The sequence below is a fragment of the Patescibacteria group bacterium genome, assembly GCA_041661625.1.
GTDB lineage: Bacteria > Patescibacteriota > Patescibacteriia > JAHIZJ01 > JAHIZJ01 > JBAZUB01.
This window is the reverse complement of record JBAZUB010000003.1, coordinates 51,194-71,149: the sequence shown is the minus strand read 5'-3', so window position 1 is coordinate 71,149 and position 19,956 is coordinate 51,194. Positions and strand designations below refer to the sequence as shown.

At 54.5% G+C, this 19,956-nt stretch carries 17 protein-coding genes and 2 tRNA genes; 10 read left to right on the top strand and 9 right to left on the bottom strand.

The window, feature by feature from the left end:
- Positions 1-3: 3 nt before the first annotated feature.
- The 4 genes from WC734_05380 to WC734_05365 all read left to right on the top strand — a co-directional run bounded on the left by WC734_05380 (position 4) and on the right by WC734_05365 (position 7,592).
- The gene (locus WC734_05380; GenBank protein ID MFA6198547.1) at positions 4-3,138 is read left to right on the top strand and encodes a type IV secretion system DNA-binding domain-containing protein; all 3,135 of its coding nucleotides are present in this window, start codon (positions 4-6) and stop codon (positions 3,136-3,138) included.
- A 10-nt stretch (positions 3,139-3,148) separates the two neighbouring features.
- Positions 3,149-5,140, top strand: coding sequence for a recombinase family protein (locus tag WC734_05375; GenBank protein MFA6198546.1), 1,992 nt, complete (start codon positions 3,149-3,151; stop codon positions 5,138-5,140).
- 392 nt (positions 5,141-5,532) lie between these two features.
- Positions 5,533-6,339: a DUF6602 domain-containing protein gene (locus WC734_05370; protein ID MFA6198545.1), complete on the top strand. Its 807-nt coding sequence runs from the start codon at positions 5,533-5,535 to the stop codon at positions 6,337-6,339.
- The gene (locus WC734_05365; protein ID MFA6198544.1) at positions 6,336-7,592 is read left to right on the top strand and encodes a hypothetical protein; all 1,257 of its coding nucleotides are present in this window, start codon (positions 6,336-6,338) and stop codon (positions 7,590-7,592) included. The genes WC734_05370 and WC734_05365 overlap by 4 nt, the downstream gene beginning before the upstream one ends.
- A gap of 101 nt (positions 7,593-7,693) precedes the next feature.
- Here the strand turns inward: WC734_05365 and WC734_05360 are convergent, their stop codons facing one another.
- Positions 7,694-8,803: a T9SS type A sorting domain-containing protein gene (locus WC734_05360; protein MFA6198543.1), complete on the bottom strand. Its 1,110-nt coding sequence runs from the start codon at positions 8,801-8,803 to the stop codon at positions 7,694-7,696.
- 319 nt (positions 8,804-9,122) lie between these two features.
- Here WC734_05360 and WC734_05355 point away from each other — a divergent pair, with 319 nt between their 5' ends.
- The 6 genes from WC734_05355 to WC734_05330 all read left to right on the top strand — a co-directional run bounded on the left by WC734_05355 (position 9,123) and on the right by WC734_05330 (position 11,756).
- Positions 9,123-9,716 carry a hypothetical protein gene (locus tag WC734_05355; GenBank protein ID MFA6198542.1) on the top strand — a complete coding sequence of 198 codons (594 nt, stop codon included), beginning with the start codon at positions 9,123-9,125 and terminating at the stop codon, positions 9,714-9,716.
- Positions 9,717-9,960: 244 nt separating this feature from the next.
- A tRNA-Met gene (locus WC734_05350) sits at positions 9,961-10,036 on the top strand.
- Positions 10,037-10,086: 50 nt separating this feature from the next.
- A tRNA-Met gene (locus WC734_05345) sits at positions 10,087-10,163 on the top strand.
- Positions 10,164-10,203: 40 nt separating this feature from the next.
- Positions 10,204-10,449, top strand: coding sequence for a GIY-YIG nuclease family protein (locus WC734_05340; protein MFA6198541.1), 246 nt, complete (start codon positions 10,204-10,206; stop codon positions 10,447-10,449).
- Positions 10,450-10,711: 262 nt separating this feature from the next.
- Entirely contained in the window at positions 10,712-11,242 is a 531-nt protein-coding gene (locus tag WC734_05335) for a hypothetical protein (protein MFA6198540.1), read from the top strand.
- Position 11,243: 1 nt separating this feature from the next.
- Positions 11,244-11,756, top strand: coding sequence for a hypothetical protein (locus tag WC734_05330; protein ID MFA6198539.1), 513 nt, complete (start codon positions 11,244-11,246; stop codon positions 11,754-11,756).
- 42 nt (positions 11,757-11,798) lie between these two features.
- On the opposite strand, the gene WC734_05325 is transcribed toward WC734_05330, so the two are convergent.
- From WC734_05325 to WC734_05290, 8 genes are all read right to left on the bottom strand, one after another.
- Positions 11,799-12,722, bottom strand: coding sequence for a hypothetical protein (locus tag WC734_05325; protein MFA6198538.1), 924 nt, complete (start codon positions 12,720-12,722; stop codon positions 11,799-11,801).
- Positions 12,719-14,320, bottom strand: coding sequence for a hypothetical protein (locus WC734_05320; protein ID MFA6198537.1), 1,602 nt, complete (start codon positions 14,318-14,320; stop codon positions 12,719-12,721). The genes WC734_05325 and WC734_05320 overlap by 4 nt, the downstream gene beginning before the upstream one ends.
- A gap of 236 nt (positions 14,321-14,556) precedes the next feature.
- Positions 14,557-15,318, bottom strand: coding sequence for a prolipoprotein diacylglyceryl transferase family protein (locus WC734_05315; GenBank protein ID MFA6198536.1), 762 nt, complete (start codon positions 15,316-15,318; stop codon positions 14,557-14,559).
- Positions 15,319-15,374: 56 nt separating this feature from the next.
- Positions 15,375-15,551 (bottom strand): hypothetical protein, encoded by a 177-nt coding sequence (locus WC734_05310; GenBank protein MFA6198535.1) that lies wholly within the window; start codon positions 15,549-15,551, stop codon positions 15,375-15,377.
- A 108-nt stretch (positions 15,552-15,659) separates the two neighbouring features.
- Positions 15,660-16,430 carry a thioredoxin domain-containing protein gene (locus WC734_05305; protein ID MFA6198534.1) on the bottom strand — a complete coding sequence of 257 codons (771 nt, stop codon included), beginning with the start codon at positions 16,428-16,430 and terminating at the stop codon, positions 15,660-15,662.
- Positions 16,431-16,496: 66 nt separating this feature from the next.
- On the bottom strand, positions 16,497-17,303 hold the full coding sequence (locus tag WC734_05300) for a DsbA family protein (GenBank protein MFA6198533.1): 807 nt from the start codon (positions 17,301-17,303) through the stop codon (positions 16,497-16,499).
- Between the two features lie 123 nt (positions 17,304-17,426).
- Positions 17,427-17,984 (bottom strand): hypothetical protein, encoded by a 558-nt coding sequence (locus tag WC734_05295; GenBank protein ID MFA6198532.1) that lies wholly within the window; start codon positions 17,982-17,984, stop codon positions 17,427-17,429.
- Positions 17,985-17,991: 7 nt separating this feature from the next.
- Positions 17,992-19,953 (bottom strand): type IV secretion system DNA-binding domain-containing protein, encoded by a 1,962-nt coding sequence (locus WC734_05290; GenBank protein MFA6198531.1) that lies wholly within the window; start codon positions 19,951-19,953, stop codon positions 17,992-17,994.
- Positions 19,954-19,956: the final 3 nt, after the last annotated feature.

The window sequence follows — 19,956 nt, the reverse complement described above, 5'->3', positions numbered from 1 at the left end:
ACGATGGTGGACGAACGGGACATCGTCCCCTGGGAGGATGACCAGACCTCGGCCGACGAATATGCACCGAGCCAGGTCGAACGTCTCACCACCCAGTTCTACGACTGGGAGAAGCGCGGCCGAGGATGGCTTCTCCACCCGTTTCCGGTCGAACTCGAGCCGCCATTCGTCCCGTTCAGGTACCACTGGGTGCCGCCGCGTGATCCGGGGACCGACGATGGACGCAGACCCACGCTCGTCTCCCGAATCACGGAGGGTATCGAACGGATCGTCACCGGCAAGCGTCGGCCAACGGTGTCGTGGGATTTCGACGAACTGGAGCCCGAGACGCCGGAAGTCGAGGTTGATGATGACGATTCCCCGATCGTCGAACTGAAGCTTTCGGTCCCTCCTCCGCTCAAAGTCTCTCGGGAGGCGGTCGAGCAGTTTCTCGCGAGTCTTCCGATCGCGGCCGGCCCGCTGTCGTTCGAGGTCGTCGGCCTACCTGATTCGATCATGGTCCATTTGGCCGTTCGGGAGACCGACGCGGCGAAGGTGTCACAGCAGCTCAAGGGCTACTTTCCCGAAGTCGTTCTGACCCAGGAGAACGACTTCCTCCGGTCGACTTGGGAAGCGTCGCCGGATGGAGCCGCGATCTTGGTCGACTTCGGGCTCTCCCACGAATTCATGCTGCCGCTTCGCACCTTCAAGGGTTTCGAGATCGATCCCCTGATCGGTGTCGTTTCGGCGCATTCGGACCTCGAAATGGGTGAAGTAGCCGTCGTGCAAGTGCTCTTCCAGGCGGTCCGTCATCCGTGGGCCAAGAGTATGATGCGGGCGGTTCTGGATCACGAGGGGAAAGCTTTCTTCGAGGATGCACCGGAGATCGCCGCTGCTGCCAAGGTCAAGATCGCGCATCCACTCCTCGCGGCGGTCGTTCGGATCGGCGTGAAGAGCCCGGACCTGGGTCGCGCCTGGGAGATCGCCCGCGCGGTCGGTGGTAGCCTCAGAAGCTTCGCCAACCCGGCCGGGAACGAGTTCATGCCGCTAGCAAACGACGGGTACGATGACGCCGAGCACCAGTCGGATTTGTTGCTCCGCAAGAGCCATCGGAGCGGAATGATCCTCTCGACTGAGGAGCTCGTCTCCCTGGTTCACCCGCCCTCGGCCTCCGTGCGTGTCGAGAAACTGAAACGCGAGGAACGGAAGACACGGGCCGCACCGGCAATTGCCACCGGACAGGGATTACTCCTCGGCGCGAATGTCCACGCCGGAAAAACCGCGCAAGTGGCGCTCACTGCGGACCAGCGATCACGGCACATGTACGTCATCGGCGCATCGGGCACGGGGAAGTCCACGCTCCTTCTGAACCTCATCCTTCAGGATCTGAAGACAGGCCAGGGTATCGCCGTTCTGGATCCGCATGGTGATCTCATCGACCAGATCCTGGAGCGAGTGCCGGAAGAACGGATCGACGACGTCATCCTCTTGGATCCGGCCGATGCCGAATTCCCGGTGGGGTTCAACATCCTCTCGGCGCACTCAGAACTCGAAAAGACGCTCCTCTCTTCCGATCTCGCCTCCGTCTTCCGGAGACTCTCCACCTCGTGGGGCGATCAGATGACATCGGTCCTCGGGAACGCGATCCTCGCCTTCCTTGAAAGCGACCGGGGCGGGACTCTGATCGATCTGCGTCGGTTCCTGGTCGAGAAGGGTTTCCGAGAAGAATTCCTCGCAACCGTTCGCGATCCTGACGTCGTGTACTACTGGCAGAAGGAGTTCTCCCTCCTCAGAGGGAGCCCGCAGGCATCTATCCTCACCCGTCTCGATACCTTCCTTCGGCCGAAGCTCATCCGGTACATGGTCGCGCAGAAGGACGATCGTCTCGACTTCCGCCGGATGATGGACGGGGGGAAGATCCTGCTCGCTCGGCTTTCCCAGGGTGCGATCGGCGAGGAGAACGCGCACCTTCTCGGCAGTCTCCTCGTCTCCAAGCTTCAGCAGATCGCAATGAGCCGTCAAGAGGTGGCCGAAGCCGAGCGCCGCCCGTTCTACGTCTACATCGACGAATTCCAGAACTTCATCACGCCGACGATGGAGCAGATCCTCTCGGGTGCACGGAAGTACCGGCTGGGTTTGATCCTCGCGCACCAAGATCTCCGGCAGATCGGCGGCAAGAGCCCGGAGGTGCTGAGTTCGGTACTATCGAATCCGTACACCCGTGTCTGCTTCCGGGTGGGCGATCAGGACGCTCGAACCCTGGAGAGCGGATTCGCCTCGTACGAATCGAAGGACCTCCAGAACCTCGGCACCGGTCAGGCCATCGCCCGGGTCGAACGGGCGGAGTTCGACTTCAATCTCGATACCCCGAGACTCGCCGAGATTGATCCCGACGAAGCCCGCACCCGCAGGGAGCTCGTGATCGCCCGGTCGCGGGAGAAGTACGGGATGCCACGGGAGGAGATCGAGGCGATCCTGCAGCGATCCGCTCCCGGCCGGGCCACGATCCAACCCGTCGAACCAGCCCCGCAGAGAGCAACGATTCCCGAACCTCTCCCGCCGGCGCCGACACCCATCAGCACGGAACGACCCAAGCGAGCAGAACCTCCCCCGGCACCCCCGTCAACCGTACCGACTCCAGGTCGGGGCGGTCAGCAGCATAAGTACCTGCAGGAGCTCATCAAACGGTGGGCCGAGTCGCGGGAATGGCGGGCGACCATCGAGGAGAAGATCCTCGACGGTCTCGGCAGTGTGGATGTTGCCCTGCGGAAGGGCGACCAATCCGTCGCCTGCGAGATCGCCGTCACGACCACGCCGGACCACGAAGTCGGAAACGTCCAGAAGTGTATCGCGGCCGGGTTCGGGCACGTGCTAGTCGTTTCTTCCGAAAAGAAGACGCTGAATCAGGTGCGCCAGCAGGCGGGAAACACCTTCGACGAAGAGCAACTCAGGCGTATTCACTTCTGCACGCCCGAGGAGGCATTCGCGGTTCTTGAAGGAATCGAGGCGGAAGCCGCGAGCACGACCGGAACGGTTCGCGGGTACAAGGTGAAGACCAAGTATAAGTCAGTCTCGGAACAGGAAAAGACGGCGAAGCGAGAGGCCGTTTCCCAGGTGATCGCCAAGGCCATGAAACGCCTCAAGCCTGACAAGAAATAGGTGCAGTCCGATGAAGAAACAACAGAAGGATGAGCCGCAGACGCAAAGGCAGGTCGGCATCTGGATCCGGGTTTCGACCGAGGACCAGGCTCGCGGTGAGAGCCCCGAGCATCACGAAAAGCGCGCCCGGATGTATGCAGAGGCCAAGGGTTGGCGCGTTCGCGAGGTCTATCACCTTGAGGCCATGTCGGGAAAGTCTGTCATGGGCTATGCCGAGACCGACCGGATGCTTGAGCACCTTCGAGGTGGTCACATCACGGCGCTCATCTTCTCCAAGCTCGCCCGACTTGCCCGGAACACCAGGGAGCTTCTGGAGTTCGCGGACATCTTCCGGGACCACGGCGCGGACCTGATCTCCCTTTCTGAGGCGATCGACACGTCGACTCCGGCTGGCCGGCTGTTCTTTACGGTCGTCGCGGCCATGGCCCAGTGGGAACGGGAGGAGATCGCGGAACGAGTGGCCGCATCCGTACCCATCCGGGCACAACTCGGAAAGCCCCTCGGCGGTGCCGCCCCCTTCGGTTACCGCTGGGAGAATCGGGAACTGATCCCGGACCCGAAAGAGGCTCCGGTCCGCAAGCTCATGTACGAGCTCTTCCTGGAGCATAAGCGCAAGAAGGCCGTCGCCCGCCTGCTGAACGAGAAGGGTTACCGGACTCGGAACGGCTCGATGTTCTCGGACACGACGGTGGATCGCCTCCTCCGGGACCCGATGGCGAAGGGCATCCGCCGAGCGAACTACACGAAGTCCCTGGGCGCGAAGAAACACTGGAAGGTGAAACCGGAGGACGAGTGGGTCCTAACTCCAGTCGAGCCAATCGTCTCCGAGGAAACCTGGCTCAAAGCGAACGCGATCCTCAACGAACGGCGGCGGAAGGATGAATGCGAGACGAAGAAGACTGTTCATCTTTTCGCCGGGGTCGTCTTCTGCCACTGCGGCCAGAAGATGTACGCCCTCTCGAACAGTCCAAAGTACGTTTGCCAGAAGTGCCGCAACAAGATCCCGATCGACGACCTCGAAGCTGTCTTCGCCGAACAGCTCAAAGGCTTCTTCCTCGATCCTCAGGAGATCACCCAGTATCTCGGCCAAGCGGACGAGACGATCAAGACTAAGGACGAAGCCCTCCGAGCCCTCACCGCCAAACGAGAAAGCCTCGTCCGGGAAATGGACAAGATCCACCGTGCCTACATCACCGACGCGATCACGGTCCAGGGTTACGGTCGGCAGTACCAACCACTCGAGGAGCGACTCAATCAGATCGAGGAGGAACTCCCCAGACTCCAAGGGGAAGTAGACTTCCTCAAGATCCAACTCCTTTCCAGCGACGAGATCCTGACGGAAGCCAAGGACCTCACCGCCCGTTGGCCGACACTCGCCCCCGAAGAGAAGCGGCAAATCGTCGAGCATGTCGTCGAGCGAATCACCATCGAAAAAGACGCCGTTGAAATCCATCTCTGCTACCTTCCTACCGCTTCAGAAATCGCTGCAAATGGGCAACGCAACCTCACCCCTGCGTTGCCCTTTTGCAATCTGAAGCTGAAAAGCCCGAAACCCCTTGATAGAGCTTATCCTACGGAACTCAGCTCAATCGGCGACCACATCCGAAAACGCCGCTTGGACCTCGGGCTCTTCCAGCGAGAGGTTGCGTTGCGGATCGGGGTCGACAAGACGACGGTCTTCAACTGGGAGGCCGGAACCGCCTCGCCGAACCTCCGGGCGATCCCTGGAGTGGTCCGGTTCCTCGGGTACGACCCACGGCAAGCCCCCGGGATCGCCGATCTGGGCCGACAAATCCTCCACCTCCGCCAGGGACAGGGTCTCAGCATGGATGCCCTCGCCGATCTGCTCGGTGTCGACCCGAGCACCGTCCGAGGATGGGAGCGCCGCGGCCACAGGCCCGGGCCCCGGTTCCACGCTCGGCTAGTGGACGTCCTGGGTCTGGCCATGGACTCCAGCGACGTAGGATTTTCTTCGGGGAACGCCTCCGGGCCGCACGGCTGACACGCGCCGGGCAGCAGGTGGTGTCGGATTGGGAAACTGACCAGGAGGACTCCAGGCAGCCGAGAACGGCAGACCGTGACAAGTGCTCTCTCATGAATCAATGAGGTCGTTTCATCCTGGAACAGAATGGCGACCATGCCGCCCTTCGGGCCGCCTCATGCGTGCCTATCGACTCGCGCACAAACAGCTTACAAAGAATCTGGCATGGTGGCACGAGAGTGGAGGGGACATTTGCCTTTGCGAAGAAGCGGCGGTAAAATTAGGTGGCCTGCAACGCCAGGCTAGCTTATCCAATCAGCCTCGATCTGGCTGCGCCAAGCACCCACGGACGGGTGCCGCCGATCATCGCTGCCCGCATGGGCCGCGGCGGGGATCTAGGAAGGAGTCCACACATGACATCAACCCCAAGTCCACCCGAAGAGCGTGACAATTCGGCCCCCCGAAACGACATAAATCTGCCGGACCTGTTTGGGGGCCTCCAGGACCAGATGGCAGCCACGCTGAAGCTTCAGCGGGCCGTCACGCCCCACGCGCCTACTAAGGGCACAGGGACCGAGGTACACTGGCTAGACTGGCTCAACACTTATTTGCCGAAGCGCTACTGCGTCCAACATAACGCGTCACTGCTAGACTCAACTGGCGCCCACAGCGACTGTATCGACCTCGTGATCTGTGACCGTCAATACACGCCGTTTCTCTTCAAACAGAACGAGATCACATACATACCGGCTGAAGCTGTCTACGCTGTTTTTGAATCCAAGCAGGAGATCTCCCGCGGAGATGTTGAATACGCGGCTTTGAAAGCGGCGTCCGTGCGGAAACTCCATAGGACGAGTATCGCCATCACTCATGCCGGCGGGACGTTTCCCCCGCGTACGCCCTATCCTATCCTGGCTGGTCTCCTTGCGGTGGCCGATTCCTACAAACATGACCACACGGAGAGACACCTCACTGACATTCTCGCTAGCGTGGATCCAACCGCCAGGCTCGATCTGGTTCTGTCCATCGACGGGTATGCGGCGGACATCACGTATACCGACCAGCCGGCCGTCTCCTCCGCAGTGGGATCAACAGCCCTGATCTACTTCTATCTCACGCTGCTTCGTCGTTTGCAGGCGTTGGGTACGGCACCGGCGATTGACTTCGTCGCCTATCTTTCGCAGATCAGCTCTACGAAGAAAGGAGGCGATCCCCAATGAGCCGGGCGCAGGCTTTCAAGACGTTCCTATCAAATATCGAGCCCAGCGATAGCCAAGTAGGCGAAGCAAAGACAGGGCATGAGACACTTCGGGGTCGTCTCGGTTCCGATGACGACTTGAAGGCACTCTTGGCCGGTGACACCTTTCTTGCAGGATCGTATCGACGCTCGACGGCGGTCAAGCCAATCAAGGATGTCGATATCATCGTACCCCTCTCGACAGACCGCACGAAGACAACGCCACACCAATGCCTCAAGGACCTCCGGAAGGTGCTGCTTCGATATTACAAGACCGCGCACCTAGAGGACCAGCGCCGCTCGATACGGATTGATCTAAGCTACGTGACGATGGACATTGTTCCTGCTTGTGCACCGGATGGACCAGACAAACCGCTCTGGGTACCCGACCGCGAGCAGGCACAATGGATTGAGACGAATCCAAAGGGCCATATAGCGTTTGTGACCTCACTGAACAAGCAGAGTGACGGCCAATTCGTGCCACTCGTGAAGATCTTCAAGTGGTGGCGGTTGTTTCGACTACCGGAGATGAAGCATCCCAAGTCATTCTTTCTTGAATTGCTCGTGGCAGACAGCGTTGATCTGAAGGCAGAGGACTTCGGAACCGGCTTTCATGCGGTCCTCAAAGCGTGGCGACGCAAGTACGAACAGCATGCTACTGGCGGCACCGTGCCAAACGTTGCCGATCCTGGGCTGCCCGGCCAGCTGATCCACACTGGGATGTCCTCCTCTGATTTCAAGACATTCTATGATGAACTGGTTGCATCGGAGGAAGTCGCTCAAGCTGCCCTTGATGCCGAAGACGACTCGGCGGCGGCGGAAGAATGGCGGAAGATCTTCGGACAAGAATTCCCTGCCAACGAAGACAACGGTGCGGTCAAGTCGGCATTTGTAGCAGTCGGATATCGTCTTAGACTCACAGCGCGGCTTTCCCAACGAGAGAACGGTGAGCTGAAGGACCATTATCCAAGCAATGGGCGTCAGTTGCCTAAGGATTGGTGGATACGTTTCCAGGTGGCGGAGACAGACGTTCCGGCGCCCTATCAGATAAAGTGGATCGTTGAGAACCATGGACGAGAAGCAAGAGACGCGATGGACCGTGGCCATGTGAGGTTTCCCGGAACATCAACCCAATGGGAACGAACGAAGTATACGGGACAGCACCATATGTACTGCCAAATCATTAAAAACGATCGTGTCGTCGCGACTGGACGACATGTTGTGAACATTTCCTGATACCTGTGGCCGAGCCCCTTCGCACGGGCCCACATTCGAAAAAGAAAAGACCCTCATCGGATGACGAAGGTCGCGGTTTGCGGTGTACGATTGGCGTGGCTCTAGCGAACCACGATGAGTTTCTGAGTGCTGGTCTGGTTGCCAGCGGTGAAGCGGAGGAAGTAGATGCCCGACGTTCTGGGCGAGTAGGCGACATCGTGCGCGCCCGCGTCGAATTGCCGATTCTCATACGGCATGGCGATGAGTCGCCCAGCAAGGTCGTAGACGCCGAGCGTGACTGACCGTGCACTGGGGAGGGAGAAGCGCAGTATGCTCGTGCTGTTGATTGGGTTCGGGGCGATCGATAGAGCCAGGGTTGGCGGAGCATTCCAGCCCGGGACAGCAGAGGTGGCATAGCCAAACTTCTGAATTCTTCCGTTGAAGGCGTCAGTGACGTAAATGCAACCACTGTCGTCGACTGTCACATCTTCTACCTGTCGGAATTCGCCTGGTCCGGTGCCGAAGGTGCCCCAATATGTAAGACATACTCCTGAGCCGTTGAAAACCACAACACGATTGTTGTAGGTGTCCGCGACATACACGTTGCCGAATCGATCGAGACCGAGTCCTTCAGCAGCAGAAAGTCGTCCAGCGGGTGTCTCCGATCCGTCCCAACGTTGGAGCTCCGTACCGTCCGGAGCCAACTTGATTATATCGTGGTCGTATAGGACGAAGATGTTGTCTGTCTGGTCGACGGCAACATCTTGACCAGCGTAGTTGAACATTGCTTCCTGCGTGCCATCCTGGTCGAATTTGAAGATAATACCAGGTGTCGTGGCAACGTAGATCTTGTTGTCGCGATCGAGAGCCACTCCATGGCTATTTGTGAGTTCACCTTTGAACACACAGAACTGTTCAGGTGGGTCACAGGCATCGTTGGTGCTTACGCCGTAGAAATCGCTTCCGGCGTAGACTACGCTCGAAGCTGCGATTCCATACGGGTGGCTCCAGGGTGTTTCGTACGTGGCCACGATACTACCTATGTTGGTAAAACAGCTGACGGTGTTATCTCCGTAGTTGCTTACCCAAATTCGACCTTCGTTGTCCACGTCGATTCCTAGAGGCCACGGGCCAGCAGGCCACTCTCCAATGTAAACCGGCCCCTCGGCGTAAGCGAACGAGCCCGTCAGCGCCAGTATCACCACCGACATGTAAATGAACAAATTCTTCACGGCGACCCTCCTTGTTCTGCGCCTTGGCGCTGTGATTACAACCCACTCTTGCTTATCATGTTTGGGCGGTATCGTCAATGTACCCAGCGGGATAGATCGGTCCCTATCCACAACAGGTGTGACCTGCTGCACCTCGCCCACCTTGTCGTGATCAGGTCGGGCTTGTTATACTACCCAATGTGATCTTGGGTGGCGTGATGATCGATTGTTTATCCTCAATCACACAGAAGCGTGGCCACTGGATCAAGTCCGGATGTTCATCGAAGAAGGTTCGGATTCCGTCCACTAGGGTGTACCAATTAGGTAGAATAATATCTTCATGATTTTTGGAATAAACATAAAAATCTTGTTCGCGATCCTCTCTGTTGTGATTGCTGTCGCGGGAGCATTTGTTCCATATTTTCGAGACATCTTTCGTGGAAAAACCAAACCACACGCTTATACATGGCTTATCTGGACGATTACCCAGGGCACTGCGGTGGCTGGTTTGTGGTACGGAAGAGGTGGCTGGGGTGCTCTCGCGCTAACTATTGGAACGGTGTTGGTGTTTGTGGTGTTTCTGGTCTCTCTAAAACGGGGAACAAGAAACATCACCAAAAGTGATACGGTGATACTAATTGCCGCGCTTCTGGCGATCGTTGTTTGGTGGCAGCTGCATAACCCGCTGGCAGCCGTTATTATGGTTTCAATAATAGATGTGATTGGTTACTTTCCCAGCTTTAGAAAAACATATCAGGAGCCGTGGACAGAAACACCGCTTTCCTGGGTTACGTTTGCTATGGCAAATATATTATCAATGCTTGCTCTTAGTGAATATAGCTTTTTAACATTGACCTATCTAATTGCGATAACCATTGCTAATATCATTCTTTTTGCAATCAGTCTAGCGAGAAGAAGGTTTATCCCACAATAAATTATTATCTGTAATCCGTTATGCCTACCATCATCCTCCTCGGCTACATCTGTCGCAATCGAAATATCCTGCCCGATGGCCAGCCCGTTGAATATGTCGGCGGGAAGGTTTTGTATATCTAAATATATTCGTAGACGAGGATGGCCATCCTCGTCTACTGGTTTCGAGAGGAGCCCTTGATTAATTATCTAATCTGAGGTACAATCAGCTGGCTAGAAATGCCAGTTTGTGGTAAGTATAATGACGCGGGGTGGAGTAATTGGCAACTCGCGAGGCTCATAACCTTGAGACTGCCGGTTCGAGTCCGGCCCCCGCAACCAAATATTATGACGTTTTGATATATTATGTATCCGAGCTCGCAATCACGCTTGCCAGGGTAGCTCAGTTGGTTAGAGCGCGGGACTCATAAGCCCGAGGTCGAGGGTTCGATCCCCTCCCCTGGTACCAGAGAAATTAGACGGCGGGGCAACCAAGTGAGACGACCGCTATGTATCACGTATATATTTTACACAGCCAAAGTACCAATCGGTACTATATTGGTTGTACCAATAATCTAACGCGACGTTTTTCCCAACATCAAAAAGGCTACCCGAAGTCAACCCGCCCTGGCCGACCCTGGATAATCATTCACAAAGAAATATATCCAACATTATCTAAAGCCAGACAACGCGAACGATTCCTCAAGAATCTTAAAAGCCGAGTAATTTTAGAGAAATATATTATTCGATCATAACTCATAAGTCCCGATGCGGCTTCGCCGATCGGGATCCCGATTACCGCCACAGGCGGTACATCGGGGCCCGAGGTCGAGGGTTCGATCCCCTCCCCTGGTACCAGGAGAGATTTAACGGCGGGAAGGCCGGGTGTGGAGTCCGCCACTTTTCACGAATATATCCAGAGAATCAGCCGGCTTGATCGGCTGGTTTTCGTATAATGGTTCTAAAATGTGATACAATTACAAGTTAGCCTCAATCGGTAATAAAACAGCCTTTAGAATGTTTCTAACCACCCACGCTGCCGCTGGCGCTCTGATCAGCCAACAAGTCAATTCTCCGACGCTAGCTTTTTTTCTCTCGATATTGGCCCATTTTGTGATGGATTTTATCCCCCACGGTGATCAAACTCTCTATCAGGAGTGGTTGCCCAATAAGCGCCGCCGAGCCATCCTGTTCAGCGGAATTGATCTAATCGTGACCGCCGGGATGGTTATCCTATTATTTGAAAAAACCGACCCGGTGCGAGTTAAAGTTTTCAGCGCCGCCATTGCCGGATCCTTATTTCCCGATTTGTTGTCGAACGCCTTTCCATTCATCCATCAAACTTTCCGTGAAGTCGTCATCTTCCGGCCATTGAAAATTCTGCGAAGTAAAGTATTCCTGCTGCACCCCCTGCTCAAACAACATAATTGGCTGCATGAAAAGTTTCACTCCTTCGTGGATAATTTTTTCGATTACCAGGTATCACCCGCCGCCGGCTTTACCATTCAGGCGGTTATCCTAGTTGTTCTTTTGATCACTGTATTGTAATATGCTTTCGACTGGCCATGCCATGCTCGGTATTTATTTGGTTCAAATGGCTCCCCATCCCTGGATGGGAGGCGTTTTGGCTTTCGGATCGCACTATTTACTAGACTTGATTCCGCATGGCGACGAGGGGCTGGGCCGGTGGATCAAGGCTAAACCGAAGCGAGTGGTGCCAGTTGTTCTGATTGATTTCATCGTTCTCGGCGCGTGTATATTTCTAATCGTCACCCAGCCAGGCAATATTGGCTGGGCAACTGTCATTGTCGGCGCGGTCGCGTCGACATTGCCGGATTGGCTGTCCGAGTGTTATATGGAGTCGCACGATCAACGCGCACCATTCTATTCCTTTTTGAAATATCTATCGCGGGATAAAATGATTGACCGACTGCTCGGTTGGCACCATCGAGCGCATCATAACTTACACTATTATTTTAATCGCGAAATTAGCTGGCCGGTTGGTTTCGGGTGGCAAGCGCTCCTGGCTGGTTTTTTTCTTTGTCTGATGCTATGGAAATAAAAACAGTGGGGCGTGCCGTAGCAAACCCCACCGATGACGAGACTAGCTCGTCCGTCTTGTGTATATCTTCATTCCGAACTTCAGCAATCCGGTTTGAACGTCCGGTGGAATACGCACCTCCAGGTCGCATTCCTCCACCGGCCCCTTCAGTCCATTCTGGCCGCCCACGAACGGCCGCACCCATCGCCCAGGCGCCAGCTTGATCTCGAGCCGATCGAGGTCTTTCTGTGGAGAACCGGTCACCCAGAGCTCTACGGCTTGCCAGTCCTGCAGTCGGATCGTACGATTGTAGCCATCGGACTGCAAGCCGAAGACCGAGTAGATACCATCCGGCCCACGCGGCGTGGACGCGTCAACCGTCACGACTCCTTGGCGGAACTGGGCAATCCCGTAGTTCGCCTTTTCACCGCCGCGTTCGACCGTGATGGTGTGGCGCTCGGGATGTTTGTACGGCTCGTACACTTTCGGAACGATCATGAACACTGCCGCCACGACGATCGCGAACCATGCCGCGCCCGACGATTTGAACAGTGCCATGATGACCGCCCCAGCCAGAAAGACCAGCGACGCCAGCGCCAGTATCTTGCCATTACCAAAGGCGGTCAAGAAGGACCCTGGCTGCACGATAATCCCCGGTATGGAACTAACCCAGGCAAGCAGAATCGCCGCTCCCAGCCAGACGTATGGCAGCCAATCCGCAAACTTCAGATAGCGGCTGGACATGAAGATCGCCACCGCGCTCGCCAGAGCGGCAATGCACAGTCCGATCTGCGGATGGTTGTTGCCCGCCGTCAGCAGCCAGCGGCCCGCCAGCAGCGCGATGATGCCAACCACCACAAGGATGATCGGCACGCGCCACCGGTTCGGCTTGTTGGCACTATCGGCTGGCTTCCGCCGCATCAGCTTCAGACCGATCAGTACTGCCGCGATCAGAACGAACCCGATGATAATGATGGGAGATTTCATTTCTTGACCTCCTCATCTTCGTCGCTGGTGTCGGGCACATCGCTGTCCGCACCGCCAGCGCCTTTCTTCTTGCCCTTCTGTCCCCTTATCGCCTCGGCGAGACGATCAAACCGCTCGATCAGTACCTGTTGACCAGGATCGATCGCCGCCTTATCGTCACCGCCCAGGGTGAGGATGACCGTACCCTTGGTTTCCGTGGCCGCTCTGGCCTTGATCGCCAGACGCGCCGTTTCCGGATCGCCGCTAGCCGCTTCGACCATGAGCTTGACGCCATCGGCTTCGGCGGTTCGTACATTTCTGATGACATTGGCATCGTACACGGATTCGATCTCCCGGGCACGACCTTTCAGATGGCTGGTTGTCGGAAGTTGCAGAAGTTCGTCGTCCTCCAGCTGGGACATCTGCGTATCCTGAACCAGGAACCGGATCAAATCCAGTCCGTAGCGGCTACTGAGTGATTCAGCGCCGATAGTGGGATCGCTTGTTTCTGTTCGAAGCGACTCGATCACGCTCTGGCTTATTTCAGACAGTCGCTTCGACACCTTGCCGGCTTCAATCCCTCTCACTACTCCGAGCGCCACAGGATGAAGCAAGCTCGTCAAAATACGCGCCCAGCCCTCCGGTGTCCTGTACACAGCCAGATACATGTGCGACACCCTGACGTATGGCTCAACCAGCAAGTCAACCGGAAAACCGTAGCCACTTGAGTCGCCATCCGATTGGCTGGTTATCGCCGCTGTCTCCATTCCCTCCAGGAGAAGACGCTTGGGAATGTCAGTCAGCAGCAACCTGGTACTCGTTCGAGTTACTTTACGTCTAACGTATCGCTTCTCGCCATCCACTACCTCCTCAACGATTTCTTCCGAGGGGAAAACGATCGTATGAATCCGATCTACCCACGGCCAGCCCACCACCCTCAGACCACCAAACGGCTTGTTCCAGCGTTCTTGAGCACGGGCATAGCTCATGAATTTTCCCAGTACAGCTGGGTTCGGATTTGTCCCGCCCTCCCTCAGTCGCGCTGATATTGTGGCAACTTGCACGAAGCTACCAACCAGGTAACGCGTTTGTAGGGTTGTGTTTAGCAGCTCCATCATCTTGCGATCTAGAACCACGTGACCACGATATTGGAAGAGCGAATGATGAAATCCACCCCACCGGTCAATATCTACACCCTCGCCTTCGTTCAGACTCACCATCACGCCATACATCATAGCCAGGACAATCATCAAGACCACCGAGACTGGCCAGAAGGCTAGCGACAGCCAGAATTGGTGGGTTAGCGCCAGATTGGCCGCCGCCAGTACTAGGCCAACGATTACCAACCCAGCGAAGAACTTGAGTGTCCGGTATGGACTGACCGGTTCCCCGATGTCCTCGGGGTTGATCGGCGGGAACAGCCAGTACCAAAACCGATACCACAACCGGACAAGTCGGTTGCTCTGGACGGGAACATTTGCCGCGACCGGTGTGCCCGGCGTGCTTGGCACACGAACCCTGCGCCGCCGGCGCGAATTCCACGCCAACCCGGCCAGACCGGCAAAGAACGCCAGAGCCGCGAATGCGACTACCCAAACGATCCAACTGATTCCGGACATGACTGTGCTCCTTATTCTGCGGGACAAATACCCGCGGCTTGAGACCCGTTTGATTGAAATCCGTGCTTCCGTATATTATGGCAACGAAGCCAAAATGCCCCGCATTTACTAACCATGTTTGGCAATGTACGAATAGAACATACTACAACAATATTTTGTTTTTGTCAATAGTGCGGCCAATCACAAAAGACGTTGGCGTTGGATACACCACGTCTGACAACTTGCTAAATTTTTGCTCAGTTATGTTTTGGATGATTTATCAATAGCCACACAGCGGCAATCAAAACACTCAGCCCGGCGGCGTATTGGCTTGGATGGATTCCCGGCCAAATCGTTGGATCAGCCATCGGGAGATCGGTAGCGCGCAGGAAGTCAAACCCAAACCTAAAGAAGCCATACACGATAATAAATACTACTGTCATCAACCCGGCTGGGATATTTTTTCGGCGCCACCAGTGAAAGAATATAAATAGTACCATCCCAAAAAGTATTTCGTAGAGCGCCAGATCGTGCCGGACGGTACCATCGGGTATTTTTACGCCCAAGATGAAGGTGGTGGCGCGGCCTAAATGATCATGAATCAAAAAACATCCCACTCGGCCCACCGCGATCGCCAGTGGCATAACATAAGCCAACACGTCAAAATAGGCCGCCTTCGGCAGGTGTCGGTACCAAAAATATAAACCGGCGGCTATGACACCTCCGATCAATCCACCGTACATCGCTAATCCACCATCCCAGATTTTGAACCAAGACACTATGTCATTACGATACCAAGGCCACTCATTCATTATATAAAACACCCGTCCGCCGGCCATGGCCGCGATCATAATCCAGATGGTCACATCAATTACCGGTTCGGTCGCTAGTTGGCGCCGTTTGGCTTCTCTCAGCGCCTGCCACAATCCAATTACAAAAGCCAGCGAAACAAAAATTCCCCAGGTACGGATCACCCAGGTTCCGATGTGAATATCCGTTAATTGGAAATACGGCAGCATATACCCAGTATACCCCAACTTCCCGTATCCACAAAATATGACGGCAACCGATTTATCTACGCCTGAGTTTCATACTGCAGCTTGATGCGATACCTTTCTTTGGCTAAATCAGATCCGCAGGCGCATCGCCCGGGTACACGGCTGACTGTCCAGCAGCGCGGACAGCTAAACCGTGCCTGTGGAATCAGGCGGATTTTCGAGACCGTGGGCGGCTGGCTGACTTTGATTTTCATAGTAATACAATGCTACACCCCCATTTTATTCAGACAAGTTGACAATATGTGAACAAAGCCACCGATTGGGTGGATAAGCAGTGGATAATCTAACTGGATTACACTAATTTAAGTGGAACTTACGGGATTCTCCTCTTCGGTCTGATTGATATTTTGGTGGAGCGTTGTCAGACTGGGATATATCGAATCAATAATGTTATAGAAGATCTCCTCGGTGACTGGGTGCGATAAGATGCGCCCATTGATTATCATGGTCGGAGCCGTAGTGACGCCAAAAGTTTGGGCGTCGGCTAAATCCTGCCTTATCTGATCCTGATACTTACGTCCGCTGAAACAACTATCAAACTGTGCCATCTCCAAACCGGCTCCTACGGCAATGCCGTTTAATTTTGTTTGATCGGGAATACTGGGCGTACCCATCATCCGATCGTGCATGATCCAGAACTTGCCCTGGTCGCCAGCGCAGGCGGCAGCCTCCGATAAACGTCCCGACCATTCATCGTCCTGAGCCGGATAGTCTCTGACGATATAGCGAATACGACCATCATACAAAGATACTGCCTGTCGAATCATCTCCGACTTGGTCTGGCATGTTTCGCATTGATACCTGGCAAATTCCACAATCACCATATCCGCCGATGTGTCACCGAGCGATGGACGATCGGCCGCCTCAACCGAATAGCTCGCCCCGTTTCTGGAGTAGTCATAGATGGTCGTATTGTCGTTTCGCGAGCTGGCGTTATTCAGATGTCGAAATAAAAATAATACCGCCCAGCCATAAGCCAGCGTCAGCACTATAATCACGATAATGATAGCATTGCGCCAGAAATGACGTCCTTGGCGGTGTGTCTTTGGCGGTTCGTTAGCGGTTGTGTTCATTTATTTTCCGCACTTCTTAAGCCAAAAGGTGCCCCGACATTTGCCGGGACACCCTGGTGGGGTTCATTATTGTGCGAGCGCAGTCTGAATCTGTGAATCGAGCTGGGTAAACGGTACCGCGCCACCCAAAGCATCGCCGTTGATATAACTACCAGGCGTGCCCTGGACGCCGATATTGATACCGCCCTGATACATGCTATCGACGGTACTGGACGTTGTTTTATTGCTGACGCAATCTTTAAACTTGGTCATATCGACTCCAATCGTCTTGGCAGTCGATTCATAAAAGTCGTTGCCCAGGCCGCTCTGATTGCCGTACATGGCATCGACGAATTTCCAGAAGCCATCATTGCCTTTTTGCACAGCGACACATTCCGACGCAATCGCAGCTGGACGGGCATTTGGGTGGATGGAATCAAGCGGAAAGTGGCGGAATACCCAACGGACATCATTGGGATATTTGTCCACGACTTGCTTCATGGTGGTGTGGAAAGTGCTGCAGTATGGGCATTGGATATCAGAATATTCCACAATTGTAACTTTGGCATCTTCCTTACCGCGAACATGATCGGTATCGGTTACCGCAATATCGACATGTGTTGGCGCCGTATCGCCGGCTGCAGCATTATTATTCGCCACTGCCACGTTGGCATTGTTATTAGTGGTAGCACCGGCTACTTTTGATCCGCTGCTGACCAGGCTGCCGTTGAGGTATGAAGTCAGCATAATCGCGAACCCGATGGTTGACAGCATCATGATGCCGCCCACTAACCCAACCAAAAAACTGGTCTTGGGCGATAGGCTGGCTAATACATTCTTTGAGTCCGGTTGATATGGGGTCGACGGACCATTACCCTCTTCGTAATTGTGCATTTCTGAATTTCTATTAATTAACATATATCGGCCTGATACTTTTTAATAATAAAGGAACTGGCTCTCACTGTCAAACCAGGTACGAATTATGGCGGCGGCATTACGGTCGAACGGACAACATCTCTACAATGGTAATATGGTGGGAGGCAATGTCTTAATATTTTTGTGGTACTTTTTTAGTACAATAACAATGGCTACCCCGCCCAGTATCGGCCACAATACTATAAATATGGCCCAAAATAGCAGAATTGGGAATCTAGCTTGGCTGGCTTGTTCTTGTGCTATTTGATCATAGTAGGCTCGCAAAGCCGCGCTCGGCGACAGGCATTCCGCCTGGCGGCACGAATCCACCGTTTGAGCGACGCCCTCCGCCACGCTGGCATCAAAACCGGTAAACACGCGTGTGCCCACGAACACGGCTGGCAATTCTTTTTCGGGTGATTGGTACAAACTGAAAAGATCCTGAAGTATCAAGGCAGTATCGTTACCACTGGCTACATTGAGCGTCACGATGCGCATTTCGGGATAACTTTGTTTCATGAGCGCCAAAGCGCTTTCCATATCACCACAAGACTGGCATTGAGGGTCAGAAAAATAATACACCTCGACCGGTTCAGCCGCCCGACTAGCCAATGGCCAGATCAGACAAATTGTGATAACAAATGCAAATACTATTTTCATAGCATATCTAAAGTTTTACTACCTGCCCTGGTTGAAGTTTGTGCCGATCGGACGGCTCTACCTGCGATGGCTGAGCGGACGAGGCTGGTCGATTCGGAATCGTATGGTGATGAGACAATGGCCGACGATCCTCAGCTGGACGCTGTGGTGAGGTTGGAGCAGCTTGATTGGATGAATTTTGTCTATCGGATCGATTAGATTTTGGCGGACGCGGTCGCTGATTATTACCCGGCTGGCCGCGTTGGCGATCCGCACGATGTGCTCCGGGATTGTCCCGCCGTGGATTCTTGAACGCCACCGGCGGCTGTTTCATGGCCTCACGCAGGCTGATGGCTGACTCCGGCTCCGGTATTGTTTCCGTCTTGGACTGTTCGGGTTCAGGCGGTTTAATCAGCGCATCGGCTAAATTGATACGCAGACTTGACGGCGATGGTGTTGATTGATTAGTTGAAACAACTGGCGCGGCGGACGGCTGTTGGGATGAACTCGAATCCGGCCTGGATTGATGTGGCGATCGGTTCGCCCCAACCATTGGCTGTCGCACCGATCGACTTGACTCGTTCATCGAACGGCGCGGTGATCGATCGGTATCATTCACGGGGCGGCGCGGTGGACGATCAGCTATGTTGTTTCTATCATTTTCGCTTCGATCACCTTCTCCCTCAGATCCAGCTAAACCAGCCCATTTGATAATCTTGGCTTCGACGACGGACCGGGGGGTGGCATAGCGTTCCCGCGACACCTGGATAATCTTATCTCGGTGGCCGTCGGTGGCTTGAGTTTGGATTGGCGGCAGACCGCGCGCCGAAAAAGGTTCTGACGCCATACCATTGATCATCAGCTTGAGATACATTTCGTACTTGGCCAGATTCACCAGATCCGTCGGGGTAAACGTAGGGTCAAATTCTTTTTCCAAAAACTCGGCATCGGCCGCGCCGACCCGGTAGCAAGCCAGCGTACCCACGTTGCCAAACACGGCCGCGCGGACAATTTCATCAAGCTGTTCAATATACTGATGAGCAATGATTAGATCAAGATGGTATTTTCTAGCTTCGGATAGAATGTTGGCAAAACTTTCCGTGGCAAAATTCTGAAACTCGTCAACATACAGGAAAAAATCCTGCCGGTCCTCTTCGGGAATGTCTACCCGGCTCATGGCGGCCAGCTGCAGTTTTGTGATCATCATGGCCCCCAATAGCTTGGAATTGTCTTCGCCGATCCGCCCTTTGGCCAGATTCATTAATAATATTTTACCGCTGTCCATCACATCGCGCATGTCGATCGAACTCTTGGTCTGTCCAACGATGTTGCGGATGATGGAACTCGACAAGAACTGCCCCACTTTGTTCTGAATCGGAGAGATGGCGTCAACTTTGAACTGCTGGCTGTAGGCGCCGTATTCTTCCTGCCAAAAAGAAATTAAAATCGGATCATTAATCTTCGATACAACCTTTTTACGATATTTGTTGTCCACCAGCAGCCGGGTAATGCCCAGGATTGTCGAACCTGGATATTCTAACAACGACAGAATCGTATTACGCAATACATATTCCAAACGAGGGCCCCAAGAATCTGCCCATATTTTTTTGAATACGCCGACCAGACCCGAAGCGACCAGGTGACGATGTGTCGTATCGACTGCTTCCAAAGCGTTAAAAGCGATGGGATAATCAATATCTGCCGGGTTGAAATAAACCACATCATTAATCCGCCACGAGGGAATAAAATCGATTATCTTTTCGACCAGGTCACCGTGCGGATCAACCACCGCCAGACCGTGGCCTTCACGGATATCGGATATAATCATGTTCTCCAGCAGAGTGCTTTTGCCCATTCCGGTTTTGCCAATAACATACATGTGCCGGCGGCGATCATCCAATTTAATACCAAAACGCCGCTGTTGGCTGCGAAAGTTTGTTTCGGCAAAAGGTGTAATTTTTTGCGGGTCGAGCGTGTTTAGTTTCGCCATAGT

Excerpts from the sequence above, each read along its gene's own strand:
- WC734_05380 (MFA6198547.1), top strand. The coding sequence starts at position 4 with ATGGTGGACGAACGGGACATCGTCCCCTGGGAGGATGACCAGACCTCG.
- WC734_05375 (MFA6198546.1), top strand. The coding sequence starts at position 3,149 with ATGAAGAAACAACAGAAGGATGAGCCGCAGACGCAAAGGCAGGTCGGC.
- WC734_05370 (MFA6198545.1), top strand. The coding sequence starts at position 5,533 with ATGACATCAACCCCAAGTCCACCCGAAGAGCGTGACAATTCGGCCCCC.
- WC734_05365 (MFA6198544.1), top strand. The coding sequence starts at position 6,336 with ATGAGCCGGGCGCAGGCTTTCAAGACGTTCCTATCAAATATCGAGCCC.
- WC734_05355 (MFA6198542.1), top strand. The coding sequence starts at position 9,123 with ATGATTTTTGGAATAAACATAAAAATCTTGTTCGCGATCCTCTCTGTT.
- WC734_05340 (MFA6198541.1), top strand. The coding sequence starts at position 10,204 with ATGTATCACGTATATATTTTACACAGCCAAAGTACCAATCGGTACTAT.
- WC734_05335 (MFA6198540.1), top strand. The coding sequence starts at position 10,712 with ATGTTTCTAACCACCCACGCTGCCGCTGGCGCTCTGATCAGCCAACAA.
- WC734_05330 (MFA6198539.1), top strand. The coding sequence starts at position 11,244 with ATGCTTTCGACTGGCCATGCCATGCTCGGTATTTATTTGGTTCAAATG.
- WC734_05325 (MFA6198538.1), bottom strand. The coding sequence starts at position 12,722 with ATGAAATCTCCCATCATTATCATCGGGTTCGTTCTGATCGCGGCAGTA.
- WC734_05320 (MFA6198537.1), bottom strand. The coding sequence starts at position 14,320 with ATGTCCGGAATCAGTTGGATCGTTTGGGTAGTCGCATTCGCGGCTCTG.
- WC734_05315 (MFA6198536.1), bottom strand. The coding sequence starts at position 15,318 with ATGCTGCCGTATTTCCAATTAACGGATATTCACATCGGAACCTGGGTG.
- WC734_05310 (MFA6198535.1), bottom strand. The coding sequence starts at position 15,551 with ATGAAAATCAAAGTCAGCCAGCCGCCCACGGTCTCGAAAATCCGCCTG.
- WC734_05305 (MFA6198534.1), bottom strand. The coding sequence starts at position 16,430 with ATGAACACAACCGCTAACGAACCGCCAAAGACACACCGCCAAGGACGT.
- WC734_05300 (MFA6198533.1), bottom strand. The coding sequence starts at position 17,303 with ATGCACAATTACGAAGAGGGTAATGGTCCGTCGACCCCATATCAACCG.
- WC734_05295 (MFA6198532.1), bottom strand. The coding sequence starts at position 17,984 with ATGAAAATAGTATTTGCATTTGTTATCACAATTTGTCTGATCTGGCCA.
- WC734_05290 (MFA6198531.1), bottom strand. The coding sequence starts at position 19,953 with ATGGCGAAACTAAACACGCTCGACCCGCAAAAAATTACACCTTTTGCC.